The 14,098-nt window shown below is 71.3% G+C and carries 6 protein-coding genes; all 6 read left to right on the top strand.

Annotated features, from left to right (window positions below; translation table 11 throughout):
- The first annotated feature begins 80 nt into the window (after window positions 1-80).
- Window positions 81-260 carry a hypothetical protein gene (locus QH470_RS33250; RefSeq protein ID WP_280276345.1) on the top strand — a complete coding sequence of 60 codons (180 nt, stop codon included), beginning with the start codon at window positions 81-83 and terminating at the stop codon, window positions 258-260.
- Window positions 257-2,422, top strand: a complete 2,166-nt coding sequence (locus QH470_RS33245) for a linalool dehydratase/isomerase domain-containing protein (RefSeq protein WP_280276344.1) — start codon at window positions 257-259, stop codon at window positions 2,420-2,422. Before QH470_RS33250 ends, QH470_RS33245 begins: the two co-directional genes overlap by 4 nt.
- Window positions 2,419-3,630 (top strand): cytochrome P450, encoded by a 1,212-nt coding sequence (locus QH470_RS33240; protein WP_280276343.1) that lies wholly within the window; start codon window positions 2,419-2,421, stop codon window positions 3,628-3,630. Before QH470_RS33245 ends, QH470_RS33240 begins: the two co-directional genes overlap by 4 nt.
- A gap of 388 nt (window positions 3,631-4,018) precedes the next feature.
- The gene (locus QH470_RS33235; protein WP_280276342.1) at window positions 4,019-5,422 is read left to right on the top strand and encodes a hypothetical protein; all 1,404 of its coding nucleotides are present in this window, start codon (window positions 4,019-4,021) and stop codon (window positions 5,420-5,422) included.
- Window positions 5,419-6,984 carry a WXG100 family type VII secretion target gene (locus tag QH470_RS33230; RefSeq protein ID WP_280276341.1) on the top strand — a complete coding sequence of 522 codons (1,566 nt, stop codon included), beginning with the start codon at window positions 5,419-5,421 and terminating at the stop codon, window positions 6,982-6,984. The genes QH470_RS33235 and QH470_RS33230 overlap by 4 nt, the downstream gene beginning before the upstream one ends.
- Before the next feature lie 9 nt (window positions 6,985-6,993).
- A partial coding sequence (locus tag QH470_RS33225; protein ID WP_280276340.1) for a hypothetical protein occupies window positions 6,994-14,098 on the top strand: 7,105 nt, incomplete at its 3' end.

Genomic DNA, 14,098 nt, shown 5'->3' with positions numbered 1-14,098 from the left:
CTACCTAGGTAATCATCCTGGGCTCGGCGGCCACCCGCGGTGGGCGGCCGTGTCGGCCGGGTGGTGAGCCAGTGGGAGGCGTGAGCGCGGTGGTGTGCTGTGTGGTGCTCGGTGGTCTGATGCTGTTCGGCCCGCGGATGATGTGGCTGTGGCGGTCGCTGCGACGGCGGGACGGCATGGTCGCGCGCCCGGCCGCGCCCGGCGAGATCGCCACGTCCCGGCATCTGGTGCTGTCCACCGAACCGGAGTGGGCTCGATGACCGCGGCGACCGATTCCGTTCCGGCGGTACGGATGCGGGGCCCGATGACGGCGCGCTGGTTCGCCCGGACGGTGGCCGTCGTGCTCGTGGTCTGGGTGGTCGCGGCGGCCGGTCCCGTGCTCGCCGGGCTGCCGCTGCCGTGGCGGGCCTTCGGCGCCGGATTGATCGTTCCCGGCGCCGGTCTCATCGTGGCGGTGCCGCCCCTGCACCACCACTTCGACACGGCCATGGTCGTCGGTCACGCGGTGCTCGTCGCCGCCGAGGCGGCCGTCCTCGGCTGGGCGTTGCGCAGATTCCGCCTCGGCGTGGTGCTGGCGAGCTCGGTCGTACTGGCCGCGCTGGTCACCGGGGTTCTGGTCGCCCCGGGAGCGGTGGTGCTGACCGGCCATATCGCGGGGTTCGCCGGTGTCCTCGTCGCGTCCGGCTGGGCCTACGCGTTCCGCTGCATCGCCCGCTCGGACTATGTGACGCTGCCGGTCATCGTGCTCACCGCGGCGGTGGCCGGTGCGGGCCTGGCGGCGTACCACGGCGCGATGCCCGGACCGTTCACCTGGTTCTCCTGGGTCGCGCTCGGCGTGGCGGTGGCCGGCGCCGGGATCGCGATGACACGCGACCTGATCCGGCACCGTGCCGCGGTGCGACTCGGCGCCGAGCGTGCCCGATATCTCACCGAGCGGCGGGCGGCGGCGCGGACGAATCCCGTTCCGCTGCAACGCTCTACCGCGTCCCCGCCGGTGACCGAGGCGACCGCCGACCAGCTCGCGCTGCTACGCCATCTGTTGCGCGTCGCCCTGCGGCCGCCCGGCGACTGGACCGGATTCGACGGCGAGGGCCCGGGTCCGTTGCAGCAGTACCGATATCAGGTCAACGCGCTCGGCTGGGCGCTGTCGATGTACGCCTACTCGCACACCCCCGCGCTGCGGGGCCCGGTGCACGCCGCGCAGTCGATGCTGCTCGACCGGCTCCAGGATCCTGCGGTCTGGCAGTACTGGTATTGGGAGAACCTGCTGGGCAACTGGGACTTCCGCAAGCGCCGGACGGACCCGATCGACGTGCGGCAGAACATCATGTTCACCGGATACCTGAACCTGCAGCTCGGCATGTTCGAACAGGCGACCGGCGACGCCCGGTTCCGCGCGCCGGGCGCGCTCGAATTCCATTCGCTGCTGGGACGATCCGCGACCTACGACCACGACGCGATCAACGCGATCGTGGTCCGCAATTTCGACAGCGACCTGTGCCTGTGGCCGTGCGAACCGCTGCCGATCGGGCGGTCGCGGACCCGGGGCCTGGTGTTCCCCTACTGCAACGCGGTGAGCGCAGCGGGCGTCGCGGTCACCGACGCGCTGCGCGGCACCGGCGCGGCCGCCGAGATCACGCCGCGACTGCGGCACGCGCTGGAAACCGAATTCACGGCCGCCGACGGCGATCTGGTGACCTTCCTCGCGTCCGGGCTGGGCCTCACCGCGCGCGGCTTCCGCGGTCCGACGACCACGGCGGGCATCGTCGCCTTCCTGGCGCCGCTGTTGCCGGAGACCGCGTGGCGCGCGTGGGAAGTCCTGCGCCGCGAGTGGCTCGAAACCGGGCAGTACCTGCTGCCCGGGACGGGTGGCTCCGAATCGCCCACCGCGGCGGATTGGGGTTCGCAGGCGGCGACCAACGCCGAACCGCTGGCGGCCGCCATGCTGCTCGCGCAGGAATGCGGTGCGCGGGAGTGGCATTCGTCGCTGTGGCGCGCGGCGGTCGAGCAACTGGAGTTCGGTGAGCACGGGAACCGCACGGGCGCACGAGGTTTCACCGCGGCGTCGGTGCACGCCAACGGCATGCTGGGACTGGGCAGCCTGGGACGGCCGTGCGCGCTCACCGATATGATGTCGCGCCCGCGCCCGGTTGCCTGGGAGCACGGCCCGCGCATCGCCGAACTGCCGCACCCGGATGTGTTGGTGGCCAGGGCGGTCGGGGACGGCGCCGGTCTGGACGCCGTCTTCCGGGCGGGCGTGGCGCCCGGCCGTTACGCCGTGGTGCTGGACCGGCTCAGGCCCGCGCAGACCTACCACGCGCACGGCGCCACGGAAGCCGTCGTTCACGCCGACGCCCGCGGCACCGCCCGCATCACCATCGACCTGCACGACCGCACCGTGATCGAACTGAGGCCCGCATGACCAGCTCACCGATCGACACCGACGGCCCCCGGGTGGCCCTGTACGCGCCGGAATTCGCGACCGAACCGCACCGCGCCTACCGGCGTATGCGGGAGCGCTACGGCTCGATGGTGCCCGTCGAGCTCGCTCCGGGAGTGCCCGCGACGCTGGTGATCGGCTACCGGACCGCGGTGCGCATCCTGCACGATCCCGACCACTTCCCCGCCGACCCGCGCGGCTGGCAGCAGCACATCCCCGCGGAGTGCCCGGTGAAGCCCATGCTGGAGTGGCGGCCCAACGCGATCCGCTCGGCCGGCGCCGAACACGCGCGGTACCGGGAGGCCAATGTCGCCGCGATCACCGCGGTCGACCTGCACGGCCTGCACAGCATCGTGGAGCGGATCGCCGTGCCGCTGATCAACGGCTTCTGCGAGACCGGGTCGGCCGACCTGATCGCCCAGTACGCGACCCCGCTCGCGTTCGAGGCCATCAACGCCATGCTCGGCTGCCCGCCGGACATCGGTCGCCGCGTTGCCGCGGGAATCATGGCGATGTTCGAGGGAAGCGATGCGGCACAGGGCAATTCGATGCTCATCGAGGCGCTGATGGAGCTGGTCGCGCAGAAGCACGCCGACGCCGGTGACGACATCACGACGAGGCTGCTGCAGCATCCGGCCGGGTTGAGCGATGAGGAGGTCGTCGAGCAACTGGTCCCGCTCTACGGCGCCGGAGTCGAGCCGGTGCTGAACCTGATCACGAACACCATGCTCTCGGTGCTCACCAGTGACGGATTCGCCGGCAACGTCCTCGGCGGCAGCCTGCAGACGCGAGACGCGTTGGACGAGGTGCTCTTTCGCGATCCGCCCATGGCGAATTTCTGCATGAGCTATCCGCGGCATCCGATCCTGATCGACGATGTCTGGTTACCGGCCCACCAGCCGGTGGTGATCAGCATCGCGGCCTGCAACAACGATCCGATTGTCAGTGCGGGCGACCACACCGGCAACCGGTCACATCTGGCGTGGGGCGCTGGGCCGCACGCCTGTCCCGCCCAGCAGGCCGCCTACCTGATCGCGCAGGACGGGGTGGACCAGCTCATCGATGCCCTGCCGGACATGACCTTGGCCGTCCGCCCAGAGGCCCTGACCTGGCGCCCCGGCCCGTTCCACCGTGCCCTGACCGCGCTGCCGGTCACCTTCCCGCCCTCGCCCCCGTTCCCCCTCGAGTAACCACGGCCCCGCGGAATCACCCGCCCGTCTACGCGATGTACCGATGACCGGGAGATACTGAAGCAATCAGACTGGTAAGGCCCGGTATGCCCCGCCGGGCGGTATGCGGCACAAGCGAACGCCAAGATTTCCGCAAGGACCGGCGGTGAAGGTTGGCGAGCGTCGCCGCGGCGCTCACTGTCCCTGCTACCGGAACGGGTCCCCATCGTTGGCAATATCGACTTGCGCCGGCACCGGCGCGGCGAAATCGTCATGTCGACGGCATGTGTGCTGGTGACGAACCGATCGAGGCTATCCAGGGGAATGTCCATGAACTTCGCGTGGAGCGTGCGGCGCGCCGATGATCCGGCGCCTTCGACGATCGCGTCGCCGAGGTGCGGAGGATGGCGTGGCCGGCCCGAGTGAGTCCGAGCAGCTGGTCGCGGAGATCGCCGCCGGGCTGGCGGAATTCGTGCCGGCGGGGTGGCAGCGGTTGGAGGCGTGGTTCGCGATGACCGTCGTCAGCGAGTCGGCGTCGTTGCTGGCCCACGACGGCACGCGGACCGTCCGGTGCCGGGTTCCGGAGACGGTGTGGGCGGCGGTGCGGCGGCATCGTGCGGTCTCGGCCGGGTCCGGTGACGGGCCGTGGTGGCGACTGCTGGTGCGCGTGGATTCCGATGGCGCCGAGGTCTTGCCCGACCATGGCGCGGAGCCGTTCCCGGGAGAGCAGTTGTTCGCGCCCGAGGCCTATCTCGCCGACCTGGAAGTGCATCGGCGGGAACGCCTGCCGGTGTGGCTGGCGGCGTACATCGGACGGGTGGCATCGGCGTCGAGGCCGCCGCGGGAGGCGGCGGTGGCGGCGCGTGCGGATCGTGCGGCGGGGGTGCGGGCGGTGCCGGTCGACGGCGAATTACCGGACCTGGCGGTGCTGTGGGTGCGATGGACGGTGCTGGCGGCGGTGTTCGTGGCGGCCGGGTCGCGGCGCGGGCCGCGAGTCGGGCCGTCGACGGGGGTGTTCGAGAGCGCGGGACGCAGCGGCTCGACGCTGACCGTGCTGCCCGGTGACCGGGCGGTGCTCTCGGGTGGCGTGTGGGAGTCGCCGGTGCTGGACGCCGTCTACAACACCGGGTCGGCGGTGCCGAAATTCTTTGCGGGAGCTCCGGGGTGGGTGACGGACCCGGTGCTGAACCCGCGTGCGCTCACCGGTTTGCTGTCGTTCTGCTACTGGTGGGAGGCCGGACGCTGGTATCGAGGCGAGTCGGCGGCGATGGCGGAGTGCGCGCCGGCGATGCCGGCGGTGTGGACGGTCGGCAGCGTGGCCGGTGTGGCCGCGCAGCTGGCGTCCGGGCACGCGGGCGCGGCGGAGGCGGCCGCGGAGTTGGTGGCCGCGGCGCAATCGGGTGCGGTGACCCGGGCGGGGCTCGCGCGCGTGTTCGGTCACGACGACGGCATAGACCTCGACGGAGCCATGTTCCAATTCGTGGCCGCGGGCCTGGCCGCGGACGAGCCGGACGGCGTCGCCGAGCCCGAGGCGGTCGCCCTGGTTCGTGCGCATATTCTCCGGCAGGGCTACGACACCGAGGGATATTCGCTGTCCGGCTTGCACGCCGAGCGGCTGGGTGTGGGGTGGCTTGTGAGTTCGCCGGCGCCAGCGGGTGAGACGACGCTGGATCGCGCGGTGTTCTACGTGGCCGACGACGGCGTGGTGGAGCGGTCGACGTCGTCGGTGCCGCGGGCGGAATTCGTGGCCGGGTTCGAGCGGCGATTCCGGTGGCGGCGGGACCACCGTGGCGCGGCGGGGGAGTCGGCGTGAGCGACGAGCTTCGGCTGGATCCCGACACCCTGCGGAACGACGGCGCGCGCCTGGCCGACCTCGGCGAGCGTGTCGGCCGCACCTACGCCGACCTGCGACGCGGTTTGGCCGAAGCCCAAGGTGCCTGGGGCGACGACGATCTCGGCGAGGCGTTCGCCAAGGACTTCACGCCGCACGCCGATCAGCTGCTGGCCGGTCTGCGGGCGATGGAGGAGAGCCTGCGCGGGACGGCCCGGCAGGTCGCGAACGCGGCCGAGAACTTCCAGACCCAGGATCTCGGCGGGGCGCGGCTACTCGCGGGCGGAGGCGAGCCGTCGGGTCCGGGCTGGAACTACGCGGGCGGGGTGCAACCCGCCGCCCCCGCTTCCTGGCAGACGCCGGAGAACGGCACTGTCCCAACAGGTTCCGGGTTTGCGGATGGCGCACAGCCGCCTTCCGTGCCCGGCACGGTCCCGCCGGCGTCCGGCACCTCGCCGGGCGCTTCCACCGGGCCGTCCTCGCCCGACGGCCGATCGTCGCCGAACGGTCCGCAGTCGCCGGAGGGCCCGCAGTCGCAGGATCCTTCAGGCGCACCGGGTGGCCGAAACGGCCCGCAGTCTGCCGCGGACCCGAACCGCCGGCCTCCTGCCGCGGGTGTTTCACCGCCCACCGGTGCCTCGCCACCGGCGACCGGACGGGAAGTGCCCCGCAAGCCGGCCACCGCCGGTCCCGGGCCGACCTCCTCGCGGAACAGGGGCTCCGCTGCCGCCGCGAGACCGGAAACGCCGTGGTCCGGGCCGTCTTCGGGGGCGCCACGCGGTGCCACCGCCGACCAGAATCCTTCGAGTCCCCGCTCGAACACCCCGCCGCGCCCGCCGAGAGCGGCCGAGGACAAGAAGGATCGAGCACGCGAGACGCGACGGCCGGCGTCCGAACCCGGCACCTCCCCACTGTTCGCCTGGCTGGCGCGGACGTTGGCCGACCGACACGGTGTCACGGTCGTCGGGTTCGATCTGCTGGGCCTGCACGAGGTTCCGGTGCGCCAGTTCGCGGCGGCGGTCGATCGGGTGCTCTCCGACTATCCGGCGATCGAACTCGACGTCGTCGCCGTCGCGGAGCTGGACGACGACGCCGAAGGGGTGCGGTGGCACAGCGAGCCCGGCGACCCGGCCACGGTCCGATCGATCACGCTCGATCAGCGGGTCGCGGGCGATCCGGGCGCGGGCGCCGAAACATCGGAAGCCGCAGTGGATTCCGATGATCAATTGGTCTACGAGGCGACGGTGCGGGAGCTCGGTCTCGCGTTGAACAGCGCGGGGGACGACGCCGCCCGCAGGGCCGCCCAGCGCATCCTGATCGTCGAGTACATGCGGGTGGCGGCGGGCCGGTACACCACGTTCGGCGAACTGCTGCGCGGGTACCGGGACTGGCGTGCCGAATTGCCCGGCGGCACAGGCGAAACCGGGTTCGACGCACGCCGCGCGGTGGCCGCCGCGTTCGCCGAGGTCGTGCTGCGCCGCGAGCGGGCCGCCGCGCCCGCCAAGGCGCTGCACGCCGCGCTGGTCGACGCGGCGGCGGGGTAGGCGGTGCCGATGGGAGACGGGATAGCGCTGAACCCCGTGGAGCAGGCGCGGCAGGTGTTCGAGAGCCTGCCCGACCCGGCGCGGGGGGTGGTCGAAGCCGTGGTGTTCGGCGGCAACCTGCCGCGCACCGAGATCACCCGGATGCGGGAGCTGGCCGATGGACTGCGGGCGCGGGCCGGTGCGCTGGGCGAGCACGCGCAGGACGCGGGAAGCATACTGGCGCAGCAGGATTCGGTGGGCGCGTTCGCCGACGGGCTGCGTGAGATGCTGCGATCGCACGAGGACGGCGCGGGCAAGCTGAGCGAGCAGGCGCTGACCCTGGCCGACCAGGCGGACGGCGCCGCCAACGAAGCCGAGAAGACGATCTGCGTGATGTTCGCGTTCGGCGTCGAATTGGTCTTCCGGATCATCAGGATGCTGGCCGCCGCCTCCGCCGCCGGTCCCGCCGGTCAGATGGCCGCCCTGCCGGCCGTGGAGGCGACCCTGGTGGAGGGCCGAGCCGAGGCCCAGCTCATGCGCGCGGGGCTGAAGGAGGCCTATGGTCGGCTGGCGGCGAAGACGACGGCCGCACTGTCGGCGATGGGACCGGTCCGCTTCGCGGTGACGGCGGTACAGAGCGCCGCGCTGCCGATGATCGTCGACGGTGGTGTGCAGGTCCTGCAGGTCGCGGCCGGAGACCGGAATTTCGACCCGATCGGCGACGAGCGGGAGAACCCGACCGGATTCGACGTCACCTCGATCCTCGTCGCGGGGGCCGCCGGGGCCGGCGGTGCGGCGGGCGGCACACTGGCCGCCAAGGTGGGGCCGAAGCTGATTCCCCGCATGGAGACCAGCCGCACCCTGGCCGGACTGGTGCACGGAACCGCGGGCGCGGCCGCCGGTCTCACCGCCGCGGCCATGATCACCGGGTGGCCGGAGGACTACCAGCACATCCTGGCGCCGATGCTCAACGGCGCCTTCGCCGGAACCGTGCACGCGCAACCCGGCGCGCACTCCCGGCCCGGCCCGGCCGCCGGCCCGGTGGTCGACGGCGGTGGCATGTTCACCCCGCCCGACTCGCTCCCGGCCGGGCCGCCGATAAAGATTTCGGGGGAGTCCAGGCAGGCGTGGGAGACGGCGCGCGCGGCGTGGAAGGCGCAGCCCGCCAACACGACTGCGGGCGGGGCGGGGGACCCCGGCGCGGTTGCCGCGGGGCGCGGTGCCGCGCCGGTGCCGTCCGTGGCGACCGCGCCGTCGGTCCTGGCGGCTGCGGCGCTGGCGCCCGTCGCCGCCGCGGCCCACCCGAGCGGGACGACGCCGGCGTGGTCCGGTGCGGTGGCGTCCGCTCCCGCCGCCGCGCCGCGCGCGCCGGGCGGTGACGAGGTTGCCCGCGGTGCGGCGCCGGCCGGGCCGCGCGTGACGTCCGGCGCGGAAACCGCTGCCCCGCCGAAGGTTCCGACGTCGACCACGACGCGTGCGGGCGATGAGGCGGTCGCCGTCCCCGCACAGCCCCGGGACGGCGAAGGTCAGGGCTCCGCCGCGGCGCACGATGCGCGGGGCGGAGAGCAGGCGCGCGGCGAAGGCGAGAACGCCACCGCGCCCGGCGGCGAAGGGGAAGGCTCGGCCACGTCCGGGCGGCGTCCGGGCGAGGGCGAGCAAGGTGACGCCGACGGCGGCACGCGGAGCGAGCAGCGTGGGGAAGACTCCGTCGCGAATGACGATGCGGCGTCCGGGCACCCTCGCGGGAGCAAAGGAGAGGGTTCGGCCCCCGCGCGACGTGCGGCAGACGAGGGGGAGGGCACCGTCGCGGAGGACGGTGTGGCGGCCGGGCAGCCTCGCGGCAGCGCGGAGCCGAGTTCCGTTGCGGAAGACGGCGTTCGGTCCGAGCACGGGGCGCGAGACGAGCAGCGTGCGGAGGGCGAGGATGCCACCACGCGGGACGGTGCGCACAATGGGCAGCGCGAGGAAGGCTCGCAGCCCGCCGACGGATCCGAGGACGGCGCGGCGGGCGGGCAGCGGCCGGGCAACGAAAACCCCGGTGCCACAGCCGAAGACGGTGCGCCGGCGGCCCAGGCCGGGGAGCGGGCCGGAACGTCCGGCGACGAAGGGGCGGCGGGTTCTCGCGATCGAGCCGACGAGGTGCTGGCCGACTTCCATGCGCGGTCCGGGGAGGATGTTCCCGAGGCGCTGAAGTTGTCGAATATGCCGGACGAGGTGTTGCAGGCCGGGCTGTTCCACGAGGACGCGCACGAATCGCTCATCGCCGGAATGGAAATCATCCGGAGGCAGACGGTCGACGCCGCGCCCGGAGGGATGGTGCTGCGGACCCCGCAGCTGGAGGGCGGGTTCGAGATGGCCCGGCGGCCGGTGCAGATGCTGCCGGGGCAGGGCAAGACGTTGATGTTCATGTCGTACTCGCTGCATCAGGCGGTGCGTTCGCTGCGTGAGCCGGGCGGAGACGGCTCGGTGCTGCTGGTGACGACCGCGGATGGGCTGGCGCATCGGGAATTCACCGAGTACAAGCGGGTGCTGAGCCGCTACGGGGTCGACGTGCTCCGCGCTGATCAGAACACCGGATTCGGTCGGATGACACCCGGTCGGCCCGCGATCGTGGTGGCCACCGGGGAGACGGTCGGGCACCTGTGCAACGCCGGCCACACGCCGCCGCGCCGGGCGGTGATCGATGAGATGGACGCGATCGTCGACCGCGGGGAGAAGACGTTCATTCGTTCCGAGTCGGCCGCCGCCGAGGCGCCGGAGGCGACCGCACGGGAGGTATTCGCCGCGCATGACTTCCTCGCCGACGCGCTCGCGAAAGGCCAACTGTCGCATGAGGATTTCGGCCTGAAACAACTCGCCGAGGAAGTCGACGTGCAACTGCCCGACGGCTCCTTCGAGGTGGGGACGGAGTATTGGTACGACGGTCAGCCGGCGCTGACCCCCGCGGGCCGGGCGAAGGTCGAGGCGCTGCCGGGCGGGCAGCAGTGGCTGGACCGGATGGGGTCCTCGCGGCTCGACATGGCCGCCGCCGCGGAGTTCACCACGCGCAACAAGACGCACTATGTGATGGATCAAGGCAAGATCGTCATCGTCGACCAGGGCGAGCACGGTCTGCAACGCAATCCGAAGACCTCGAGCGAATCGCGGTGGAGTGCCGAGGAGGGCAAGGCGAGCCTGGCACAAGCGGTGGAGGCCAAGGAGATTCGCGCCGCCGAGGCCATCGGGATGAGCGCCGAGCAGCACGGGATCGTGGTGCGGGCCGACACCGATTCCGCCAAGAGCATCACCGCGGCCGAGATCTACGGCACCGACCGCTTTTTCGATCACATCACCGGCGCCTCGGGCACCCTGACGGACCTGGGTCACGTGCTGAAGACGGTGTACGGGCTGGAGGCGCCGCACGCGGTCGATCCGTTCAATCCGTCGCGGTTGATGGAGGGCCAGCCCGATGTGCACGAGAACACTCGGGCCAAGCTGAACGCGCTGGCCGGCTACGCCCACGACATGTGGGACGGCGGGCAAGGCCGGTTCCAGGAAATCCTGTGTCACCGTAACGATCTGGTGGAAAAGCAGGTCAAGGCGCTGCTGCGGGCGGGGGTGCCGCGCGAGGCGATCGAGGCGGTCGACGCCGACCGGATCGCGAAGTGGGGCGCGGAGGCGGAAAGCAAGCTGCAGGAGATCTTCGACGCCGCTGGTGAGCAAGGCAAGATCCTGGTGATCAACCGGCAGGGCCAGCGCGGCGTGGACATCTCGGTGTCCGACGCGGTCGAGGCCAAGGGCGGCATGCATGTGTGGATGACCGAGGTCCCCGAACACGAGTACATCTACGACCAGGCAAAGAACCGTACCGCCCGCAACGGCAAATCCGGGACGGCACAGGCGTTGATGTCGCCGCAGGACGCACTGATCCGCCAGGCCATGCACCTGCGCGGGGTCCGCGAGGCGGTCGTCACCTACCAGGACGCCGTCACGGCCCACCGTGCCGACCCCACATCCGCCACCCACGACAAGCTGGTCGAGGCCGGCGAGAAGCTCGGCTCGCTGGTGCCCGGACTGCAACAACGTGCCCACCACCTCGCCACCGAGGCCTTCATCCGGACCTACGCGCCGATCACCAATCCGTTTGCGATCCTCGACCCGACGCCGTCCTCGGCACCGAGCGATTCCGGCCAACTCGACAACCTCACCGACCGCTCCGCGCGGCTCGCCACCCTGCTCGGCATTCACCGCTCGACGGCGACCGCCCTCGCCACAGCGCTCGACCAGGACGACGCGCAGAGCCGCGATACCGCGCCCGATCAGCGCGGCCGGGACGACACAAGCGGCCGAACCGATGCACTGGACCGAGACTCCGCTCCCACCCGGGACCGAGCCCGAAGCACCGCACTCGACGGGAACGAAGCGACCGCTCACCACGACGGCGACGCCCTGCCGAGATCTCTCGCGCAGGCGAACCTCCCGGCCTCCGCCGTCGAGACATTGCGCCAGTACCTCGACGCGACCGCGCCCGGAAAGGCACTGCAGCAGGCACTGTTCACCGATGAGCAGGCACGAGCGCACCTCACGCCGCTGCGCGACCGGCTGGCCGGAACGCTCGGCTGGGATCCGGCGGAGATCGAGGGCGCGGAGGGAATGCGTCATCTCGGCGCCGCGGTGTCGGCCGCTCAGGTCGAGCTGGCCCGTGCCCTCGGCGACGACGCGACCCGGGACCCGGCTGTGCCGCTCTCCGACATCACGCCGGCCAAGGCCCGGGATGTGCTGGGCGAGGCCATATCTCGGAATCTGCTCGTAGACGGCACCGTCCCACTCGCCGACTCCGATGACGTCGTCGCCGCGGCATCGCTCTACCTGGCCACCACCGCCCTGCTCGATCTGGTGACCGAATTACACCGGCGCAGCCCCAACAGTTGCGTCAACAACGGTGTGACCGCGATGCGCGTGCTGTGCAAGGCCAACGCCGACCAATTCACCATGCCGCCCGGCGGCATCCCGCTGCGTGGCCACAACTGGGCCACCGTCCGAGGGTCGTTCCGCGGCGGCTCGGCGAAGTACTCCCGAACGCTGGACGAGGCCGTCGAATCGTTGAAGAACCGCCCCGGCGGTGCGCAGGTCCTGGTCTACAAATGGAAGAACACCGAGAGACAAGGCAGCGGTGACGCCGACAACCACTTGGTGGTGCTGGTCAACGACAGTAAACCCGGCGAAGAACCGAAACTGGTGGTGGTGGACCTCGCGGCGTCCCGCGACGGCAGAACCGACGACGATTTCGACGCGACGGACCTGGCGGACCGCCGCACCTTGCTCAACAAGGCCGTCGATTTCGAGAAATGGCAGCGCGAACAGCAGAAGTTCCTCGACCGGCTGCCTGAGTCCGAACGCCTTTTCCGGACAATCGATTTCGACGAGCACGGGGATCTGGTCACCGATACGGCCGTCCGTGACATGCCTCCCGAGGAAACACTGGATCAACCGGTGCCGGTGGACGAAGGTTTGTGGCGTCAGGTCGACGAGGCGTACGAGGACCTGCTCGAACTCGCATCCACCGGCAGTCACCCATCGGGCACCCCGGACTCCGACGCCGCCGCTTCCGGTGTCCCGCGAATGCAGAAGGAATTGCGCGACGCTCTCAGCTATATAACGCCGACCGACCGCGACCCGGCGGTCCTGCGTGACGCGCGAAAATTCGTCATCGGATGCTATTGGGAGTACCAGCGGCGAGGACAGACCGAGTCGTCTGCGGCGCGCCGCGCGCGCCAGGTCACTGTCAATATCCGGCGGCTCGCCAAGAAGCGTGACGTCGTTTTTCCTGACCTGCTGGCCGACCTGTATCGGGCGGGAGCGACCGCGGCGACATGGAAGGCGGTCTGGGCGGACTGGCGAGTCAAGGGTTCCGACAGCATCGGCAGCCGGCCGCCCGCGGACACCGAAAGCCTCGACGCCGACGTCGGTCTCGAGGGCACCGTCGGCAGTAGTCCCTCGAGCGAATTGGACTACGCCGCACTCGCGCCCATGGTTCGCGGAGACCAGTGGTCCACCGACCCCGCGCTCGGCGAAATCTGCAAGCAGCGTGGATTCGACGGGTTGCCCGTCGTCGCCGGGGCGGCCGAACTCGACGGGCTGATCGCCGCGGGCGGTCGCGAATTCTTCCGCGGAATGAGTGCGGCCGAGCATGTGGAGTTGTTCCGCAGCGGCCCGTATTTCCCCGGACGATGGCAAGGCGTCGACCACGGCAACGGCACCTACGTCACCACCAGCAGGAAATCCGCGCTGGAGTACGCCGACGACCGCCCGGAGCGCGTGCTGCGCATGGTGATGAGGCCCGAATCGCTCGCCCGGGCTGTGGATTACAGCCGGGTGCGTGCCGAACAGCGTGCCGAACTCGACGCCATCGATGCCGAACTGGAAGACCTGGCCGCGCGTCCGCGAGGGCCCGAGGTGCTCGCCCGCCAGGAGTACCTCGGACACCGCCGGGCCGTGCTCGCGGACACGGGCCGGTTCGCGGCCGCGATGGGCTACCCCGGCTACCACGCCGTCGATCCGGGCGGACACTACGGTGAGGTCTGGGTGATTCTGGACCGGACGTCGGTCACCGTGGACGAGGTTCCGCACGTTCCCGCTCCGGCCCCGCGTCCGACCGCTCCCAAGGTGACCGAGCCCGTGATGCGCGCACCGGACGAGATCGCGAGGATCATCGCAGGCCTGAGCGGTCCGCACACGCCGAAGTCGGACTCCGCCGAACAGGAGCGCGACGAGACTGCAAACGCGCCGATGCGACCGGACCCGGCGCGCGCGACGCGAGAGGAGCTGCGGCACTGGGCAACTCGTCTCTCGGACGACGCCCTGCGGACCCACCTCGCCGAGGCGCACACCGAGACTTCGGCACGCCTGGTCGCCGTGCGGCGTGGACACCCACCGGCCCGCGTGGCGACCGTCGCCACGGCTCGGGTGCAAACCGCGCTGGCCGCCGAGCAATGGCGTCGGATCGCCGGCGGCGGTTCGGGATCGGCGACGGCGGTGGGGGGGGCCGCCCCCCCGGTTTTTTTGGTAAAAGGGGGGGTAGAAAAGGGCGGAACGCGGTTAGCACCACAACGAAAAGGTGTTTTTGGCCGCATAGAAGGACCAGGGGTAGCCCCCG

The organism is Nocardia wallacei (genome assembly GCF_029868745.1).
GTDB classification, from domain to species: Bacteria; Actinomycetota; Actinomycetes; order Mycobacteriales; family Mycobacteriaceae; genus Nocardia; species Nocardia wallacei_B.
Note: the sequence above shows the minus strand (reverse complement) of the source record. Positions and strands in the feature narration are given on the sequence as shown.

Excerpts from the sequence above, each read along its gene's own strand:
- QH470_RS33240 (WP_280276343.1), top strand. The coding sequence starts at position 2,419 with ATGACCAGCTCACCGATCGACACCGACGGCCCCCGGGTGGCCCTGTAC.
- QH470_RS33245 (WP_280276344.1), top strand. The coding sequence starts at position 257 with ATGACCGCGGCGACCGATTCCGTTCCGGCGGTACGGATGCGGGGCCCG.